The following is a 17,895-nucleotide window of genomic DNA, read 5'->3' as shown; positions in this document are numbered from 1 at the left end:
GGTGTTCAGCCATGCTTCAGTGGGACGGGTCTTTTGATGTGTTTAAAGGCTTATTTCTCGATATTTTTGAACACCGTGTCATAGGTCATCTGAATATAGTCCAGCGTCTGTCCATGCAATACGATATTGTTGACCAAGGTGATCAGCAGGAACAGTACCATGATGCCGGTCAGAGCTTGTTGAATCCGGTGGTTCTTCGTTTTGGCAATAAACCGTGCTGCAAGCACAAACAGAGCAAACAGATAATGTCCTGCGTACAAGTATAGATCGTAAGCATAGGTAGCCAATCCAAACCCGACGATGATGTGCAGCAGAATCGCGAACAGGATATAGATGCCAAATGCCCAGGTATCGCGGGAGCGGATACCCTTAATGAAGGATAGAACCGCAAGGACAAGCATCCCGATACCGACGATATGGACATGAATCGGATACGGCTTGGCCAAATTCGTCACAAATGCCGCGATTCCCGGATCGATCATGGCAAGCTCAGGCGACAGGATGGGACTTACAAACAGCATGTAGAAGACTCGTGAATGGTGCTCGAATGAAAAAGGAGAAACGTAGCTGAGTGCACCGTTCTGCACGCTTGAAAACACGTTAGTGATCCACGATTTGCCTGAGAACAGCAAGTGTTGAAGCAGGGTTACGATCACTGCCATCCCCAGAAAAACCAGCATGATCATGATAAACCGTTTAAACGTGCCCTTCTGTCTTTTATCGAACTGGCTGATCAGCAGCGCTCCTGCGAACGTTGCAACATTCGTAGACGTGATGCCGAAATTAATCAGGGCCAGGGAGGCATTCGGCATGACGGCAAACCGATTCTCCAATCGGCAATAGTGCAAGTAAGCGGCTGATAAAATGATCATAAACTGCGCATAAGCGTAGGAATCCGGTATAAACGCCGTGAACAGCGTATAAGAGCTGATACCGAAAAAAGCCGCCGTTACGAAGGACAACAGCCAGCCGGCGCCGCTTCTTCGGACGATGTAATAGACCAGCGCTGCACTAAAGGCATTCAAGACCGATTGAATCAGAAGATAAGGGAGGTTGGAGCTCCCGATCATCGTCGTTAACGGACTGGTCAGGAAATTAATGAACGGATGGATGATTGAGATATTTTCCGGTCCATATTCCATCGAAGGATCGAAGTTGAACAGATTCAATGTGAAAGGCGCACCATAAAACGGGCTGTGCGGCATTAACTCGGCTGCATGATCCTTGATGTAGGCTACGAACGGAAGGTTCATGAAAACATACCATAGGGCAAGACAGATACTTAGGCCGATCGCCGTGTAATTATCTTTTTTATGTCGAAATAAATAACTGAAAAAAGTCATGTTTTTCGTTCCACCAATCTTTCCATTATATGTACTCTGAGTAGGTTTTAGCTGCATTCGCTTACCAGATCAGCAGAAGCAATCCGGATATAATAAAAGCGATGCCGGCGATTTTACGGATCCCGATGGTTTCCTTGAATACCCATTTGGCAAACAGCAAGGCCCACAGGAACGTCAGTGCATTGGCAGGCATAACCAGCGTGTAGGGCAGCTCCCCCAGAAGGTATATGTTTAATAATGCACCTAGTCCGTAACTAAAAAAGCCGATCAGCAGCAGCTTGATTTGTTTGTTTGCGGTATACCCCTTGAAGAATACGCTGCCCAGCGAGCCAAGCAAAGTCATCAGGAGCAGGAGCAAGTATAGGAACCCGTCATTTTTCATAGGAAGTTAATGTCACCCCGATTCCAAGCAGGGCTACGGCTGCCAGTTTTTGCAGGGTCAATGGTTCATCCAGGAAAAAATCACCATAAAACAGAGCCACAATATAGCTGATGCACATCAGGGGATAGGCCACGGACAGCTTCTCCAGGGAAAATGATTTGATCATGAGAATGGCCCCGAGGCCGTAGCAGAGAAAACCGATTCCCATGTACAGCAAGTTGGCGTGGCCCCATTTCCAGAACAGCTGGCCGGTAGCCGTCAAAAAAGCCGATAAGACCATGAACAGCTTGCCCAGATGGCGCGGGGCGCTCTGCGCTTTTATCTGTTCCATGTTAATCCCTCGCATCCCTGAGCGGATTTGTGATTGATCAAATATTTGTGTTTGACGAGCCCGAACATCGGGAGGTCGGACAAGGAATCGGAGTAAGCGCAGGAAGCAGCATAGTCAATGGTCAGTTGCCGCTCGTTCAAGTACTGCTGAATCCGGTGCACTTTTTCCTCCCCCTTACAATTGTTTCCTTCGATCATCGACGTAAAGCGTCCGTTCCGTACGGAAAGTTTCGTAGCGATCACCGTGTCGACGCAAGGAAGCTCTGCAAAGTATCTCATGTAAGCGTCAGGGGACGCCGTTACGAGCAGCACATGGCAGCCCTCGCTTTTTTTTCGCTGCATTTCCTTCATCGCAGCCGGGAAGATGGCAGGTTTCAATTCCGTTTCATAAAAATGTTTCAGGTCGGCATCATCCATATGGCGCATCGCATGGAAATAAGCGCTCTTTGCCTTTTCAGCGTCCAGAAGACGGAGCTTGTACAGTACGGAATGCAGCACGACTTTCAGAATGATGGGTGCCGTGGACGGTTTTTTCCGTATGCCATATTTTAAAAATCGAAACATAGAGTCCGTATGGATGACCGTTTTGTCGATGTCAAAGATTGCGAATTTCTGATTCATATCATGTCCCTCAATTTACCCATTCTGTATTATTCAAAGTATACCAAAATTCCGATAACGCTGATGACATAGAGGATCACGGTGACCAGGATGTGTGTGTCCTCCAGGAGCACCCGGTCCGGAGCCCCGCCTTTTTTCTCGATATGAATCAGATAAAGATAGCGGAACATTCCGTAAATGACGAATGGTATGGTCCACATGAGGTGAACGGTTCTGCCGGAGGTAAAGGTAAACAGCGAATAACTGATGATCGTTGCTGTGGTGACAATGCTGCTCATCTGGTCCAGCAGATCGAACGAATATTGATCGAGCACCTTGCGGTGCGAGCCCTTGTCATGCTGCAGCAGATGAAGCTCATGCCGTCTCTTGCCGATGGCCAGGAAGAGCGATAGCAGCATCGTACAGAGAAGGAACCATGGCGTGAACGGGACGTGGATGACCAGTCCGCCTGCGATGGCGCGCAGCACAAACCCGGCCGCGATAATCATGATGTCAATGATGACAACATGCTTCAGCCTGAAGGAGTAGGCAACGTTCATGGCAAAATAGAGCACCAATAACACGGTAAACAGCGGATTGAGTAAATAAGATACGGCCAGCGAAGCTATCAGCAGCAACGCGCCGAATACAATAGCCAGCTTAGGCGGCAGCGCACCCGAGGCCATGGGACGGTATTTTTTCACCGGATGGTTGCGATCCGCTTCGCGATCGGCATAATCGTTCACAATATAGACGCAGCCGGATACGAAGGATAACAGGAAAAAACCGATCAAGGTGTCGAAGAGCACGCCGGGATTTACCCCTTCAAACGAGAAGAGGGGGGCTGCAAATATGAGCAGGTTTTTGGTCCATTGCTTCGGCCGCAGCTGCCTGAAGAGCAGCATGGGAAGCTGCCTAAGGGGAGCAGCAGCCGATTCGGTATTCGTTGAAGACAAGTGTGTTACCTCCTGATACATCATATTTCATAAGGGATTACGGAAAAAAACGCTAAAACACGATAGCTATCATACCATAAAATAGACTATATATGGTAATGAGCCGTCTGATACAAGGCTTGAATATAGAACAAATAAACCTCCCCAAACGTTCATGAACCGGCAGGGAGGTTATTGTTCTATTTATGTTATGGATAAAAAAGAGCTGCATCTGTTCCTTACGATTTGCCGATGAGCAGGGACAATAGACCGGCAGCAATGAGCGGCCCGACGGGTACGCCGCGGAACAGGGCGACCCCAAGCACCGTGCCAACGAGAAGACCGGCAACCACGGTAGGATTGCTTCCCATCAGTGTGGCACCACGACCGCCCAGATAAGCGACAAGCATGCCGACGGCGATGGCCAAAAGCGATTTCCAGTTCAGGAATGATTCGCCGATCGTTTGCAGACTCATTTTGCCGCTGGCCAGCGGTGACATGACACCTATGGTGAGAATGATAATGCCGAGAGTCAGTCCGTATTTCTCCAGCCATGGGAATGCTTGCTGAAAGCCGGTTACGCGGATGAGCAGCAGTGCCAGCATCGCAATCGTCACTGCAGAATTGCTGCTGATAATACCAAGTCCCGCCATCGCCAGCAGGATGAGTGAAGTTACGTCCATGGGGAATCACTCCTTATGTTTAAGATATCAGAAAGTATAAACGTCGAAGCGTAAACCTGCCTGATATCGCAAGAAAAACTCCATCTAAACGCAGTCTGTCTTCTAAGAATATAGGTCGATAGACTTTTTGGTTAAGCGTTCGAGACCAGATGCTTGGCAATCAAACGCCCGTGTAGTCTGCCTGTTTCAATGAACACCTCATTGGCATTCCGACCGGATGCAATGACGCCAGCGACATAGAGTCCCGGAACGTTGGTCTCCATCGTCTCCGGTTGATAGAGGGGCTTCTCCATGTCTTCATCCAGTTCGACGCCGGAGGAGGCGAGCAGTTTGCGGTCAGGACGGAATCCGGTCAATGCCAGTACAAAATCATTTTCAATGATCGTTTCCTGGCCTTGATTCGACAGAACGGTAATGGAAGACTCCGCGATTTGGACGACACGCGAGTTCAGGTGAAGCTGGATATGTCCCTTCTGCACCATGCTGTCGAACAGAGGACGTACCCAAGGTTTGATGTTCTGTGAAACTTCCTCACCCCGGTATACCATCGTCACCTCGGCTCCGACACGGATAAGCTCCATGGCAGCATCCACAGCGGAATTACTGCCGCCGATGATCGCGGTTTTCATCCCTGCATACGGATGGGCTTCCCGGAAATAATGGGTTACTTTCTCCAAGTCTTCACCAGGAATGCCAATATAATTCGGATGATCAAAATAACCCGTAGCAATGACTACGTGTTTGGCTTCTCGCATGGACTCTACACCACCGCGGCGCTGGGTTTTTACCTGGAAGCTGCCGTCAGGCTGCTTGGTTATGGTGAGCGCTTCTTCGTATGGAGAGATTTTCAGATTAAAGTGACTGGCAACTCTGCGATAATAGGCCAGAGCCTCGTGCCGAAACGGTTTATCATTCGATATCGCGAACGGAACATCTCCGATTTCAAGCATTTCAGCCGTACTGAAAAACTGCATATGCGTCGGATAGAGATAAATGGAATGAACTACATTGTGTTTATCGATGATCTCGCAGCTGAGGCCCTGGTTGCGGCATTCAATGGCAGCTGAGAGACCGCATGGGCCTGCGCCGATAATTAAGACGTCGAGCATGGTGAACCTCCTTATGTATTAACCTTGCGTTATCGATCAGCATAATAATCCTACAGCAAATAAAAGGATAAATCCAGATTTGACGGTATGGAGCCCGGCTGACTTGACCTAAAACAGAAAGGGTTTGACAAACATTTCAAATTCGATTAACATCTAATTAGATGAATATTAAATTAGATGTTTGCGAAATTATGGTAGAAGGGAGGAAGAAAAATGATGGAACCGACTGCTACTGAAGCCTATAAAACATCCGTTCTCCGGAATTTTATAACGAAAGACGGAACGCTGCGTTCCATTCCGGCCCAGTACAAGAAGAAACTCGTCATATTGGAATATCTGGTAGAGCAGCTTGAAGCAGGGAAGGAATATCCGGAAAAGGATATCAATGCGTTTATCAAGCGTTATCATGCGGATTATGCGACCATTCGGCGGGAATTTATCATTCATCAATATATGAGCCGTGATCATGAAATCTATATACGTAACCCGCGCGAGTTATGGACCCAATGGGAAAAGGTTTAAATGGGAGTATCACAAAAAGCCACCTTTCACTGCCTAAGACAGTGGAAGGTGGCTTTTGTGTATAACGTTCAGTGTTATTATTGCGTATAAGTTCGATTAGAAACTGGCAGCAGCCTTTTTAACAAGCTCAAGACCGTTTTGAACGATCATTTCCGCTTCATTAGGGAATTGGTTGTGGCCTTCGATGATCAGGGTTTCGATATCCTGTACGCCCCATTGACGAAGATTGCCCATCACGAAGTTAACAGCCATCTCAGCCGCAGCCATAGGTCCCTCGGAATAGTTACCGCCGCGCGCATTCAGGATGACGACTTTTTTGCCAGTCACGAGACCTACAACGCCTTGAGGGGTATATTTGAACGTTTTGCCTGCTTGGTTCAGGTAATCGATATAGGTATGAAGAACGGCAGGTACGGTCATGTTCCACAATGGGAAAGCAAGCACGATTTTGTCTGCAGCAAGAAACTGGTCAAGATATTTGCTCACATTCGCAGCAGCCGCCTGCTCTTCCGGTGTAGCTTCCAATCCTTGGGCAGCTTTGAACATACCGTTGATAGCAGTGCTATCGTAATAAGGAAGATTCTCTGCAAAAAGGTCAAGCTCCGTGATTTGGTCTTCCGGATGGCTTGCTTTGAAGGACTCCAAAAACGCATGGTACATTTTGACGCTTACCGATTGTTCGATCGCTCTGTTGTTTGCTTTGATGAATAGTACATTAGACATGTATGAAAACTCTCCTTGTTGTATAGTTTACTTTATAAAGTATAGTATATTTCATTTTTATCGTTTGTCAACAACGTCTTAATGTACGATATCGATATTACCGGAGTACGTTTCCACTTGGATGGTATCGGTTGTTTCTTTCCGTGACTCCGGCGCCGAGACGGATCCCGACAGTGCCTTAAGGTCATAGAAACCCCGGAATGACGGGTCAGGCTGTACTTTCACATTGCCGGATCTGCACAGGATATTAACCGATGAAACGCCGAGTAATCCTACGTTTACATTGCCGGAAGTGACCTCGATGTCCACGGGGCCTTCCATATCTTTCAATACGACATTTCCCGAATGATTGACGATTCGCGTGGAGGCCTGAATGACGGAGCCGCGAATATTGCCTGAAATATTCTCTACGTTCAACTGATCGGCTCGTATGTCGCTCATGATGATGTTGCCTGACTTCACGGAGATGTCAACCATCTTGGAGGAAGCTCCGCTTACCTGGATATTATCGGAGAGCGTCGACAAATCGAGTTCCTCCAGTTGCGTGCTTGATGGAAGCACGATGGTCAGTTTTCCTTTCGGTGAACGAAAGTCCACACTCATCAACTGTAAAGTGGAAGGTGTGGTCAGATCCAATCCCACCTCAGGACCCGATGGATTAAAACTTTTGAGAACATCGACATACTCCGGCTTTAATTTGCCGTCAAAAGCGATGTACCCGCTTGAATCTCCGCTCTCCTCGAAAGAAAAGCTGATATCGATGTTGCTGCTGATTTTTAATTTCTTCAGTTTTTCGGCATCCTGCAGATCCCATCGATTCTGATAGCTGACAAGCTCTTCACCGAATTTAAACTTGTTCGCAGCCATGCCGACGATTCCCACCAATATAAGTGCGATTGCTAAACTGAACAACCATTTTCTGTTCACTGTGCGTCACGTCCCTTCAACAAACGCGTATTCCATCTGGAGTACCTCAAGGTTAACGATAACAATCCAACCATGGCGGAGCGTGTGGCATATCCGAGGAAGATGCCGATTCCGAGCAAAGAGATGGATAAGAATAATTTGGCCGGATAAAACGTTCCGTTTACGATATAGTCAAGCAGAACGAGCACCGGGCTCAGCAAGGTTGCCAGGGCTCCGAGAGCAATAGCGACGCCTCCGGACCATAATGCCGCAAGGAAGGGGACTGCCACCAATGCACAGAAGAACAAACCGACTCCTGCCGCATATTTTCCAAAAGAAGACGGTCTTCGGATCGCTGCGGGAGCAGGCCTATCCATATCCACATACCGGTCGCCTAACGCTTCCTTTGCCATTTCAAAAGGATCTCCCAGCTCACGGGCGATTTCCTCTTCGGTTCGTCCATTCTGCATGCCAATGATAAAATGGGACTCCACGTCTTGAATGAATTCCTGTCGTTCGTTGGGAGGAAGCGCGGCAAGCCGCGATTCCAAAATCGAAATAAACTGTTTTTTAGTCATACAAATTCCCTTCCTCTATCAGATTGGTCACATTGCCCACAAAAGCTTGCCATTCCTTTACCATGGCTTTCATATAGATTACTCCGCTGGGCGTCAGCTTATAATATTTACGGGGCGGACCCTCGGTCGATTCCTGGAGGTACGTCGTACAATAGCCTTCATTTACGAGGCGGCGAAGGAGAGGGTACAATGCCCCTTCGGCAACTTCAATATGCCTCGATACCGCTTGAGCCAACTCGTACCCATATTGGTCCTTGCGATGGATTAACACCAGAACGCAGAGTTCGAGAACGCCTTTTTTGAATTGAATACTGACATTCATACGGCAAATACCTCCTTTCATAAGTCCTTGATCATGCTGTTCATCACGAGGTAGTGATTAATATTCAGTAGTGGTCTACAATAAGATATCATTTAGTACTGAATAATGCAAGGTACTGATTATAAAATGGGTTGTTGCCAGAAAATCGTCGAATGATAAGAAGCTTTGTTAAACGAAAGGAAGTCTCGTTTAATCTTCAAAAGGCACGGTTAATAGAAGTTATCAGAACATAGGGTCGTTTTTCCAAGATAAGAATGGAGGGATGAACAGTATGTCCATCGATCGGTTTATATTAAAAAAATTGAACAGTTGCCAGGAGATCACAACGCGGAGAAATCTCGTAAAGTTGTTTCAAATCCGAATTCAGAGAGCGCAGATAGCCGAGGATCGTCATTACGGGTTATAATGGAGTTAAACAAAAAAAGGGCTACCCCTCTTTTAAAAGAGAGATAGCGCAAGAGAGTCGTTTTCGCTTTTGCTGTGAAGAATTGCCTCGGATCCCTCGATTTCAATGCTGATCAGGGAATTGAGGCATTTTTGCAGCGCCTTTTTGCCGGTTTGAATTTTATGGTCAAGCGCGCTGGTTAGCAGTTTTAGTACCTTCTGTACCGGCTGCTTGCTATCCGTTGTAAAGTATACGGGAACCGGCTTATTTTGGAACATGATTAGTGTTTTCATATCAATCACCTCACGAAAGATTTTTCATGATATTTGCATTATAAATTGCCAATCTTAAAATAACCTTAAATTCATAGAATTAATCAGCATCATTTTTCTGAGCGTGACATTTTTGTGAACGACGATATTTTACCGACGAAAAACCCGGATTTACCCTATAATCAATACATAAATAGTCCCTCCGGACTAAACAAACCCGCGTGAAAAATAGGAAATAGGAAATATGACACAAATTGACAGAACTAACCTTGGAATGATATTATTACAATAATGTAACTATTTTTTGTAACTATTGAAATAGGTGATTGGACTTCGCATATGGAATAAACATAAGGATTACCATTTTTGGGAAAGTAGGTCGACTTAGATGATACTCACCGTGATCAGCGGGCGAAATGAAGAGGATTGGTTTGATATCGACGTACCCGATGAGTGCTCCATTGAACGGTTGAATGAGCTGCTGGGGCTACGTCTTTTTCGTGAACCCTCGGGTGAAGGGATTCAATATATATTAGAAGCAAAGTTCCCGGAAGGCTTGTGGTTTACGGTGGGGGGCCATTCTAATCTGGTTGAAGCAGGACTTAGGGAAGGCTCCTATATCCGTTTACAACGGGCATTCTCAACAACAACCGAGGAAGCTCCTGTCTACGGCAGAAGATCGTTGTTTCAAGAAAGCTAAGATTGGGTAAATAACCGATTGGTTTTGATTGAAACAGCAAAATACATAATTGTACATTTCAGATGCTCTGGATTAGGAGGAAGTGACACATGAACGTGTTGTACCAACGTTCGCCGCGTATTAGACCGGCTTTACCAAATGAAGACTTGGAGATTCTGAGACCGCCGTCCGAGCCAAGCAAGCCGTCGTTTTCGATGATTGCCATCATTATCCCGATTATTATGACGGCGGTGACGATCGGTTTCTATGTCTATATGAACGTGAGCGGTAAGATGGGGAATTCCAATTACATGATGTTCCAGATGATCTCCATCTTTATGATGCTGACATCCTACACGCTGCCATTCTTCATGTATTTAAGCAACAAGAAAACCTATCAGAAGAATCTGGCCGAACGCAATCAGAAGTACCGGGCTCAGCTTGATCTGCATCGGGAAGAGCTGAAGGAGCGGCAGGAGGATCAGGTCCATATTCTGTTTGATATCCATGGGGATCCGGACGTCTGCTACAACGTTGTGAAGAACCGGAGCAGCAGCTTGTGGGAACGTTCCCCGGAAGATAAGGACTTTCTGGAAATTTGCGTGGGCAAGGGGGAAGTGCCGTTTCACATTAATGTGAAGCCGCCTCGTGCGGATGGGTATGATAAGGACCCGTTAATCGAAGCAGCCGAATTGCTGTCAGCCGAGTTCCAGACGGTCGACGATGCATCCATTGCATTGCCGTTATTCGAATCCAAGGTCATAGGGATCGTCGGCGGAAGAGAACGCGTATTAAATATGCTTCGCGTCATGATGGCCCAAACCGCCGTAAGGCACTCGCCTGACGAAGTGAAAATCGCCGCTTTCTACGAGGAGAAGGAAGCGAGCGAATGGCAGTGGCTGCGCTGGCTGCCCCATACTTGGGATGATGACCGTTCCAGCCGCTATCTTGCGGATCGACGGAGCAATGCGCATCAGCTTGCTGATGAAATATTTACCCATTTATACCGGCGTAAAAACAATCGTTCCGAACATGGAAAAAAATCGATTGAGACGCCGGCTTATGTCGTGATCCTATCCGCTGCCCAATTAATTGAGGAAGAACCGCTGCTGCCTCTGTTGATGGAAGATGCCGATGCGGCTGATGCCGTCACCATCATCTTGTCCGACCGGAAAGAAAGCTTGCCGATGCACTGCCAGCTTATCGTTGAGGTTGATCGGGAGCAGGCGGCGTACACGATTAAGAAACCGGACGGCACCGTCTCCAAGCAATCCTTCCAATCCCATCACGTCAGCAGAGAACAGATCGAAGCATTGGCCCGGTATATGGCGCCGATTCGGCTGAAGCGATCCTCTGCATCTGACATCCCTAGCGTTTTGGCGCTTTTCGAGATGATGGATATTCAGAAAATCAACGATTTGGATGTATCCAAACGCTGGCAGCAGAACCGATATCCGGATTCATTACCCGTTCCCATGGGTGTCCGGGCGGGCGGAAAGAAGATTAATTTGAATCTTCATGATAAAATAGAGCGTCAAGGTCATGGACCGCATGGTCTGATCGCGGGAACGACCGGTTCGGGGAAAAGTGAGGTTATCCAATCCATCGTTGCTTCCCTGGCTTCGGAGTTTCACCCTCATGACCTGGCATTTATGCTTATCGACTATAAGGGCGGCGGCATGTCCAATACGTTTGTCAACCTTCCCCACGTCGTAGGCACCATAACGAATTTGGACAACAATCTGATCGAGCGGGCGAAGGTGTCGCTGAAAGCCGAGCTGGTCCGCCGCCAGAAAATATTGAACGATGCGGGAAACCTGCAGCACATCGACGAGTATTACAAGCTGCTGCGCAATCGGCATGGCGAACCGCTCCCGCATCTCGTGATTATCATTGATGAATTTGCACAGCTGAAGAAAGACCAGCCGGAATTTATGGATGAATTGATCAGCATTGCCGCAATCGGGCGAACGCTGGGTGTCCATCTGATTCTTGCGACTCAGAAACCGGCAGGCGTCGTGGACGATAAAATTTGGAGTAACTCGCGCTTCCGGATCTGTCTTCGGGTACAAAGCGAGGGCGACAGCCGTGATATGCTGAAGATTCCGAATGCAGCCTGGATTAACAAGCCCGGACGAGGCTACTTCCAGGTGGGCAGCGATGAAGTGTTTGAAGAAATGCAGTTTGCTTGGAGCGGCGCTCCTTACGTTGAAGAGAAGGATACGCCTGGCGCAATCTCGATCCGCGAGGTCCGGATCAATGGGAAGACGGAGCCGCTGCTTGCGTCCACTCCATCCCTGGGGGCACATCTGGAAGTGCCCAAACAGCTGCAGGTGTTTATTGACCATGTAGCGGAAGTGGCCAAGGAGCAAGGGATCGAACGGCTGCAGGGTCCTTGGCTTCCACCGCTTCCGGAGAGTCTGGATCTGGACGGAGTACAGTCCGGCATCGAACAGCCGGTGTCGTACGGCGATTCGGCACTTGTGTCCTATGTCGGGATGGTTGACGATTTGCCAAACCAATGCCAGAAGCCACTGGTGCTCAATCTGGAGCAAGGTCACTGGGCCGTATATGGGATGCCGGGACTCGGTAAGACTACCTTTATTCAAACGATGCTGATGTCGCTGGCCAGCCGGCACACCCCGGACTTTTGGCATGGGTACATCGTGGATATGGGCCGAATGATGCGGGACTTCGCAGGATTGCCTCACATCGGTGGGGTCATGACGGCAGAGGAAGATGACCGTATCAAGCGCCTGTTCCGTTTTCTTACGAAAACGGCTGCGGTTCGCAAGGACATGATAGCCGAGGCTGGCGTGAAGACCGTTGCATCCTACCGCCGTGGCAGCACGGAGACGGTTCCGCAGCTGGTTGTCGTTATTGACGGTTATCTGAATTTCAGGAATTCCTATCCGGATGAGAACGATATGCTTGAATACTTGCTGCGAGAAGGCGGCAGTCTGGGGATCACGTTTATCATTACGGCAAACCGGATATCGGATATGTTCGAAAAGGTCCGGAGCAATATCTCACAAGCGGTATCGTACGAACTTGCCGATCCGGCCGATTATTATTATGCGGTGGGTCGTCCTACAAGAGCCCCAAGCCAGCTTCCGCCAGGAAGAGGACTGGTCAAAGGCCAGGTGCCGCCGCTTGAATTTCAAACGGCCTTGCCGGCTTCCGGCCAGGAAGAGGGGGACCGTTCGGCCGCGCTTCGCGATATGATTCGCGTATACCGGGAATCATGGCATGGCGAAGAAGCGCCGCGGATCGAATCATTGCCGGATAAGATTCCGCTCCATCAGCTGCTTAAGGTGCAAAAGCCTTATGAAGCGGCAGTAACGGTGAAGTATCAGGTTCCTGTCGGTGTGGCTACGGATGATTTAACTCCTTTTGCGATCAATCTGGAGGATGGGCCGCATTTTATCGTTGCGAGTCCGATGGAAGGCGGTAAAACGTCATTCCTCCTAAGCTGGATGTTATCACTTGCATATCATACATCGCCGGATGAGCTGGAAATCTATACGGTAGATACGCGCTATGGAAGCAGCGGTCTGAGTCGGATGAACCATCTTCCGCATGTCCGTGGGCATGCGGAGAATGAGGAAGACCTGGCTCCGCTCATTTCAGGCCTTTATGAACGGGTTCAGACCCGATCGAAGGACAGTGAGGATCCGGCTATCCTGCTTATGATTGATGACGCTGACGTGCTCAGCAAGCAGCTTTCGGATTTCACCTTGAAGGACCAGCTGTCAGCCATCGTCAGACAGGGAAGGGACCGCAGGGTACATGTGGTCATTGCCGGCGTGCCTGCGGATTTCCCGACGTATGGCGTCGATTGGTTTACCGATATCAAGGCTGCACAAAACGGATTTTTATTCGGAACATTGGATTCGAACGATTTATCGTTCTTCCGGATTCCTTTTTCCGAATCTTCTAATAGTCCTGGAGGACTAAAAATACTTCCGCCAGGACAGGGGTACTACGTAAAACGTAAATTTTCCAGAATAAAAGGCGCAGTTCCTTTTGATGATGAATGGAACGCCCAGAGATGGGTCACAGAAATTCGCGACCGATGGCATGTTGTAGTTTGAGGGGAGGTGGCTCATAATGTTGACAATTCATGCTTCCAAACAAGAAACGATCACGCTGAATGACAAGGAATTTTTCTTCTTGGCTGGAATTATCGGATCGGACCGATTACTTGGTGTTGAAGATCCTTTTGTAGGATATTTAACGGAAGAAATCGCGGTTGAGTGGGAGAAAACCAAACAATCGCTCCTAAGCAAGCAATATTTGATTCAAGAGGAAGGCGGGGAATTGTCGATTCCACCCGAAGTCTTCTCACGAGTGGCTATTGCCGGACTTGCGGAACGAGCGTGCTGGTTGAAATATGAAAATCAGGATTCGGCGTTTGAAGGATATCTGCATGTTACTGACGAACGGGTAATACAAGTATGCAGAAGCGGCGATGACAACCGGTGTTACATGCTTAGCGAACTCGGTACCATTGAACAAACCTGCGATCAGCTGGTGCAGGATCTGGCCCTAAGCGATCAAAACTGGGGGGATATTCCGGCTTTATTGCTTAGCCGGAAGGAGTTCGGGGATATTTACACCTCCGTTTCCGAACAGAACAGCGATGATATCGGTGATCGCTTGGCCAGGTTGACGGATGATGCGGAGGGTTCCATCGCTTTAGCGAAATGTATGAAAAACAAGGTGTCTTCGGGGGAACTCCAGCTGTCGATATGGAACGGAATCAGCTGGGAAAGTCAAAATGCAGCATTTATAGTGAACGAGTCCATGAATTGGCTGCTGCGTATGAGCCTGGAGGGAGACCAGGACTGGCTAACCGCAGCGCCAGCGACCAAAGAGCAGTTTCGTCATATGCTACTCATGTGGCTGAAACAGTAACAGAGCCTGTATGAAAGGTGAGGACCAATGCGTATTTCTGTCGAGCCGGAGTCTCTCCGGACGTTAAGCCGTCAGCTGCAGCATAGTGGCGATGAATATTTAGCGATTACGAGAACGCTCAACCAAGCTATGGAATCACTCGTTTGGGAGACGTCTCTCAAAGCGGCGGTTATTGATGAGTGGCAGTCTGCCCGGAGTCTTGGAGAGCATCTGGGAGCTCTTCTTGCTCAGCTGGGCAAGCATCTTCAAAGCAAAGCCGACCAATTTCAAGAAACGGATCATCAGTACCATACGATTTTGGAGCATGCAATCGTAAGTACCGTATCACCGACGGCTCTGTTTGCAGCTTCCGGAATGGATGGGCGCTCGTCCATACTTCCGGAATATGGAAACTCCACCACGGTTATATCGAACCCGAGTTCGGTGGCCGCTGCCGTGGGCATGACCAGTGGAGATAACGGGGATTCGGCTAAACAAGCCGCATTATCCGGGCAAGGCTGGACCTTTACCGATCCGTCTTCGTTTGGAATTGCCAACTAAAACCCTATTCCTTTCGGGATAATCGGGATGGTAAATGTTTCAAATTGGGACGTATAGGGTACCTGGAAATTAGGTCTGAGGACATTTTGATAAACTGAGGCTCTTGGGCTAAGATGTCAAGTGTCACCAGAAAACGAATTTCTAGGAGGTTACATAAATGGCAGGACGTATTTTAATTACGCCAGAGCAAGTCGAGCAAGTAGCGAACCAATTTAAACAAAGCGGTGATCAAAGTCAGCAAATCGTTAACAGCCTGACTCAATCGATCAACGGAATGGAAGGTCAATGGGATGGTATGACGAAGCAGCGCTTTTTCCAGGAATTCCAGGAAGCAAGTCGCTTGATGAACTCCTTCGTACAAACGCTTGACAGCATCAGCAATGAGCTGAAAGCGATCGCTCAGAAATTCCGTATGGCTGACGAATCCCGTTAATATCCATTCGGAGACTTTTGCTTTATAATAGTTTAATAGGCAGAATAAACCGGGTGGAAGATAACCCGGTTTTCTTGCAATTTTGGATGTTTAGAATATAACAATCTGGTTAATAGAGTTATAGAGTTAGGTAACGGAGTTAAGAGAGGATGACGTTCATGACATTTCAGCCAAACCCGGGCGATGGGATTGTTGTAAATGGAACGGCTTATACAGTAGGGCAGCATCCCGCAGCGCCAGGCGTAGCCTATGCCCAAGCTGGGAGGCAGGGAATCGTCTACCAGTTGATCCCTGTGGATGGGGAGCTGCATGAAGCCAAAGCACTAAAAGTCTTTTTTCCTAAGTTCAGAATTCCGGCTATGGTGTATCAATCCGAACATATGGGGAATTATCGCGAGATACCGGGTTTGCAGGTAAGCAGTCGAGAGGTGCTCACTCCCGAAAGAAACGGAGATTTGATAGCGGAATATCCGGATTTGCTCTACGCGGTCATCATGCCATGGATTCATGGATGTACTTGGTTTGACGTTATAAGCGATCAGCGTAATCTGGGACGTTCTGAAAGTCTGATGCTTGCCAAGGCATTGGCAGCCATCGGCTCAAGCATGGAGCAGCGCGGATTAGCCCACTGTGACCTGTCTGCGCCTAATGTCATGCTTCCGTTTTTTTCGGAAGTGAAGCTGCCGGAAGGCGCTGCCGCCGTTGAGCTTGTCGATGTGGAGCAGATGTACAGCCCCAAAATGGATCGACCTGATGTTTTGCTTGCTGGCTCTCCTGGGTATGCGGCTCATCGAACGGTGCATAGCGGGTTATGGAGTTCTTATGCCGATCGTTTCGCAGGTGCTGTTATCATTGCGGAAATGCTGGGATGGAGCGATCCGGCAATCGTTAATCGGGCATGGGGTGAAAGCTATTTTGATCAGCATGAAATGCAGACCCCGTGCGAGCGTTATTTTTTACTGAAAAAGTCGCTGGGTCAGCGTTGGGGTACACGGATTTCGGATCTGTTCGGCAGAACCTGGGACAGTCAGGATTTGAGCAGCTGCCCTACCTTTGGTGAGTGGCTGATTGCATTATCATCTTTAAGTGAGGAAGAAGTGGTGGAGGAAGTCCCAGCCGTTATAGCCGCTGCCGCCGCCCATGACGGCAATTCGGATGAAGTCCGTTCTGAAACTCCCCAGGAGGTGCCGGCCGAAATTATGGCATCGCTCGGAATTGAGCCAGGCACCCGGGAGGTCAACGATAATGTGGTTGGACGCTTGTTTCATCAGGCGCGTGATCTGGAGGATGCGGGTAATCTTTCCGGTGCTTTGGAAATATTCCGCTCCGCGTATCATTTCGTAAAGAAGGACAGTCCGCTTGAAGTGGAGCTTGCCGCCGCTATACAGGGGCTGGAGGAGCAGCTTCGTCCGGCTGAAGAATCATCCAACAAAGGCTTTAAAGCACTGTTATTATCCCGTAAATTCATGCTCTCGACCGCTGCGGCTATCGTCATATTGGCAGGTTCTGCGATTACGGTGAATCAGATTTTGGCGGAGAAAGCAGAGAACCGTCAGTTGGATTCCCAGCGATTAGCCGAGCAGCAAGCGCAGGAGAAAGAGGAAGCTGCGCGTAAGCAAGAGGAAGAAGCGCGGAAGCAGCAGGAAGAGGCTGCCCGGAAAGAAGCAGAGGCTAAGAAAGCGGAAGAGGAGCGCTTGAAGGCAGAAGAGGCCAAGAAGGCTGAAGAAGCCGAACAGGCTCTGAAGGAACAGGAGAAAGCCGAGCTTCAGACGAAGTATGAGAAGCAGGCGAAGTATGAAGCTTATCTGGCATCGCTTGAAGAGAAAAAAAAGAAGCAGGCATTGCAAGAGAAATATGACAATCAAGCCAAGTATGAAGCGTACTTAGCTCAGCTGGAAGAGAAGAAGAAAAGAGCGGCCCAGGAAGCAGCGGCTGCCAAAGCTGAGGCAGAGCGCCAGGCGAAAGCAAGAGCGGCCCAAGAAGCCCAAGCCGCAATGCTCCAGAAGCAGCGTTCCCAAAACGTTGTAGAACTGGTTGCCCTATATAATAAGGCGTATAATGCGCAGGTAGCCGGCAACAAAGACCGTGCTAAGAATGCCGCACGTGAATTCATAGAGCTGTTTAACAAGGATAAGGCTTATTATAAGACGGTTGGTAAAATGAGCACCCGCCTTAACAATCTGCAGCAATTCATAAGTGACGACAGCCACTGGATACCAAAACTGTAAAGAATTAA

General features: G+C 48.5%; 19 protein-coding genes. 7 read left to right on the top strand and 12 right to left on the bottom strand.

Translation table 11 applies throughout. From position 1 onward, the window contains the following. Window positions 1-50 precede the first annotated feature (50 nt). The 7 genes from PAEVO_RS13345 to PAEVO_RS13315 form a co-directional block, all read right to left on the bottom strand. A complete protein-coding gene (locus PAEVO_RS13345; RefSeq protein WP_100537986.1) occupies window positions 51-1,343 on the bottom strand; it encodes a DUF6080 domain-containing protein in 1,293 nt (430 codons plus the stop codon). A 61-nt stretch (window positions 1,344-1,404) separates the two neighbouring features. Next, a complete protein-coding gene (locus tag PAEVO_RS13340) occupies window positions 1,405-1,725 on the bottom strand; it encodes an EamA family transporter (RefSeq protein WP_100537985.1) in 321 nt (106 codons plus the stop codon). Continuing rightward, entirely contained in the window at window positions 1,715-2,056 is a 342-nt protein-coding gene (locus PAEVO_RS13335; RefSeq protein WP_100537984.1) for an EamA family transporter, read from the bottom strand. Before PAEVO_RS13335 ends, PAEVO_RS13340 begins: the two co-directional genes overlap by 11 nt. After that, window positions 2,044-2,676, bottom strand: coding sequence for an HAD family hydrolase (locus PAEVO_RS13330; RefSeq protein WP_100537983.1), 633 nt, complete (start codon window positions 2,674-2,676; stop codon window positions 2,044-2,046). The genes PAEVO_RS13335 and PAEVO_RS13330 overlap by 13 nt, the downstream gene beginning before the upstream one ends. Before the next feature lie 29 nt (window positions 2,677-2,705). Continuing rightward, on the bottom strand, window positions 2,706-3,632 hold the full coding sequence (locus tag PAEVO_RS13325) for a decaprenyl-phosphate phosphoribosyltransferase (RefSeq protein ID WP_207797473.1): 927 nt from the start codon (window positions 3,630-3,632) through the stop codon (window positions 2,706-2,708). Between the two features lie 197 nt (window positions 3,633-3,829). Next, window positions 3,830-4,273 carry a DUF441 domain-containing protein gene (locus tag PAEVO_RS13320; RefSeq protein ID WP_015736251.1) on the bottom strand — a complete coding sequence of 148 codons (444 nt, stop codon included), beginning with the start codon at window positions 4,271-4,273 and terminating at the stop codon, window positions 3,830-3,832. A 131-nt stretch (window positions 4,274-4,404) separates the two neighbouring features. After that, on the bottom strand, window positions 4,405-5,382 hold the full coding sequence (locus tag PAEVO_RS13315; protein ID WP_100537981.1) for a YpdA family putative bacillithiol disulfide reductase: 978 nt from the start codon (window positions 5,380-5,382) through the stop codon (window positions 4,405-4,407). 213 nt (window positions 5,383-5,595) lie between these two features. Here PAEVO_RS13315 and PAEVO_RS13310 point away from each other — a divergent pair, with 213 nt between their 5' ends. Further along, window positions 5,596-5,904 (top strand): DUF2087 domain-containing protein, encoded by a 309-nt coding sequence (locus tag PAEVO_RS13310; RefSeq protein ID WP_243390761.1) that lies wholly within the window; start codon window positions 5,596-5,598, stop codon window positions 5,902-5,904. Window positions 5,905-6,000: 96 nt separating this feature from the next. On the opposite strand, the gene PAEVO_RS13305 is transcribed toward PAEVO_RS13310, so the two are convergent. The 5 genes from PAEVO_RS13305 to PAEVO_RS13285 form a co-directional block, all read right to left on the bottom strand. After that, window positions 6,001-6,627 carry an FMN-dependent NADH-azoreductase gene (locus PAEVO_RS13305; protein WP_100537980.1) on the bottom strand — a complete coding sequence of 209 codons (627 nt, stop codon included), beginning with the start codon at window positions 6,625-6,627 and terminating at the stop codon, window positions 6,001-6,003. Between the two features lie 78 nt (window positions 6,628-6,705). Beyond that, window positions 6,706-7,554: a DUF4097 family beta strand repeat-containing protein gene (locus tag PAEVO_RS13300; RefSeq protein ID WP_165789660.1), complete on the bottom strand. Its 849-nt coding sequence runs from the start codon at window positions 7,552-7,554 to the stop codon at window positions 6,706-6,708. Next, window positions 7,551-8,111, bottom strand: a complete 561-nt coding sequence (locus PAEVO_RS13295; protein ID WP_100537979.1) for a DUF1700 domain-containing protein — start codon at window positions 8,109-8,111, stop codon at window positions 7,551-7,553. The genes PAEVO_RS13300 and PAEVO_RS13295 overlap by 4 nt, the downstream gene beginning before the upstream one ends. Further along, window positions 8,104-8,433: a PadR family transcriptional regulator gene (locus tag PAEVO_RS13290; RefSeq protein WP_100537978.1), complete on the bottom strand. Its 330-nt coding sequence runs from the start codon at window positions 8,431-8,433 to the stop codon at window positions 8,104-8,106. Before PAEVO_RS13290 ends, PAEVO_RS13295 begins: the two co-directional genes overlap by 8 nt. Before the next feature lie 438 nt (window positions 8,434-8,871). Then, window positions 8,872-9,111 carry a hypothetical protein gene (locus PAEVO_RS13285; protein ID WP_006211206.1) on the bottom strand — a complete coding sequence of 80 codons (240 nt, stop codon included), beginning with the start codon at window positions 9,109-9,111 and terminating at the stop codon, window positions 8,872-8,874. A 367-nt stretch (window positions 9,112-9,478) separates the two neighbouring features. Between PAEVO_RS13285 and PAEVO_RS13280 the strand changes: the two genes are divergently transcribed. From PAEVO_RS13280 to PAEVO_RS13255, 6 genes are all read left to right on the top strand, one after another. Beyond that, window positions 9,479-9,790, top strand: coding sequence for a hypothetical protein (locus PAEVO_RS13280; RefSeq protein WP_100537977.1), 312 nt, complete (start codon window positions 9,479-9,481; stop codon window positions 9,788-9,790). An 89-nt stretch (window positions 9,791-9,879) separates the two neighbouring features. After that, complete coding sequence (gene essC / locus PAEVO_RS13275) at window positions 9,880-13,863, top strand: type VII secretion protein EssC (protein ID WP_100537976.1); 3,984 nt, start codon at window positions 9,880-9,882, stop codon at window positions 13,861-13,863. 16 nt (window positions 13,864-13,879) lie between these two features. Beyond that, window positions 13,880-14,686 carry a hypothetical protein gene (locus PAEVO_RS13270; RefSeq protein WP_100537975.1) on the top strand — a complete coding sequence of 269 codons (807 nt, stop codon included), beginning with the start codon at window positions 13,880-13,882 and terminating at the stop codon, window positions 14,684-14,686. Window positions 14,687-14,713: 27 nt separating this feature from the next. Then, complete coding sequence (locus PAEVO_RS13265; RefSeq protein WP_100537974.1) at window positions 14,714-15,226, top strand: WXG100 family type VII secretion target; 513 nt, start codon at window positions 14,714-14,716, stop codon at window positions 15,224-15,226. Between the two features lie 157 nt (window positions 15,227-15,383). Next, window positions 15,384-15,659 carry a WXG100 family type VII secretion target gene (locus PAEVO_RS13260; RefSeq protein WP_006211202.1) on the top strand — a complete coding sequence of 92 codons (276 nt, stop codon included), beginning with the start codon at window positions 15,384-15,386 and terminating at the stop codon, window positions 15,657-15,659. 158 nt (window positions 15,660-15,817) lie between these two features. Beyond that, window positions 15,818-17,887 (top strand): hypothetical protein, encoded by a 2,070-nt coding sequence (locus PAEVO_RS13255; RefSeq protein WP_100539445.1) that lies wholly within the window; start codon window positions 15,818-15,820, stop codon window positions 17,885-17,887. Window positions 17,888-17,895: the final 8 nt, after the last annotated feature.

This window comes from Paenibacillus sp. GM2FR (genome assembly GCF_002803325.1).
Classification (GTDB): domain Bacteria; phylum Bacillota; class Bacilli; order Paenibacillales; family Paenibacillaceae; genus Paenibacillus_AQ; species Paenibacillus_AQ lautus.
This window is presented reverse-complemented; position numbering and strand designations above follow the sequence as displayed.

Bases quoted from the DNA above. Each gene is read 5' to 3' on its own strand.
- PAEVO_RS13345 (WP_100537986.1), bottom strand. From the start codon at position 1,343: ATGACTTTTTTCAGTTATTTATTTCGACATAAAAAAGATAATTACACG.
- PAEVO_RS13340 (WP_100537985.1), bottom strand. From the start codon at position 1,725: ATGAAAAATGACGGGTTCCTATACTTGCTCCTGCTCCTGATGACTTTG.
- PAEVO_RS13335 (WP_100537984.1), bottom strand. From the start codon at position 2,056: ATGGAACAGATAAAAGCGCAGAGCGCCCCGCGCCATCTGGGCAAGCTG.
- PAEVO_RS13330 (WP_100537983.1), bottom strand. From the start codon at position 2,676: ATGAATCAGAAATTCGCAATCTTTGACATCGACAAAACGGTCATCCAT.
- PAEVO_RS13325 (WP_207797473.1), bottom strand. From the start codon at position 3,632: ATGTATCAGGAGGTAACACACTTGTCTTCAACGAATACCGAATCGGCT.
- PAEVO_RS13320 (WP_015736251.1), bottom strand. From the start codon at position 4,273: ATGGACGTAACTTCACTCATCCTGCTGGCGATGGCGGGACTTGGTATT.
- PAEVO_RS13315 (WP_100537981.1), bottom strand. From the start codon at position 5,382: ATGCTCGACGTCTTAATTATCGGCGCAGGCCCATGCGGTCTCTCAGCT.
- PAEVO_RS13310 (WP_243390761.1), top strand. From the start codon at position 5,596: ATGATGGAACCGACTGCTACTGAAGCCTATAAAACATCCGTTCTCCGG.
- PAEVO_RS13305 (WP_100537980.1), bottom strand. From the start codon at position 6,627: ATGTCTAATGTACTATTCATCAAAGCAAACAACAGAGCGATCGAACAA.
- PAEVO_RS13295 (WP_100537979.1), bottom strand. From the start codon at position 8,111: ATGACTAAAAAACAGTTTATTTCGATTTTGGAATCGCGGCTTGCCGCG.
- PAEVO_RS13290 (WP_100537978.1), bottom strand. From the start codon at position 8,433: ATGAATGTCAGTATTCAATTCAAAAAAGGCGTTCTCGAACTCTGCGTT.
- PAEVO_RS13285 (WP_006211206.1), bottom strand. From the start codon at position 9,111: ATGAAAACACTAATCATGTTCCAAAATAAGCCGGTTCCCGTATACTTT.
- PAEVO_RS13280 (WP_100537977.1), top strand. From the start codon at position 9,479: ATGATACTCACCGTGATCAGCGGGCGAAATGAAGAGGATTGGTTTGAT.
- essC (WP_100537976.1), top strand. From the start codon at position 9,880: ATGAACGTGTTGTACCAACGTTCGCCGCGTATTAGACCGGCTTTACCA.
- PAEVO_RS13270 (WP_100537975.1), top strand. From the start codon at position 13,880: ATGTTGACAATTCATGCTTCCAAACAAGAAACGATCACGCTGAATGAC.
- PAEVO_RS13265 (WP_100537974.1), top strand. From the start codon at position 14,714: ATGCGTATTTCTGTCGAGCCGGAGTCTCTCCGGACGTTAAGCCGTCAG.
- PAEVO_RS13260 (WP_006211202.1), top strand. From the start codon at position 15,384: ATGGCAGGACGTATTTTAATTACGCCAGAGCAAGTCGAGCAAGTAGCG.
- PAEVO_RS13255 (WP_100539445.1), top strand. From the start codon at position 15,818: ATGACATTTCAGCCAAACCCGGGCGATGGGATTGTTGTAAATGGAACG.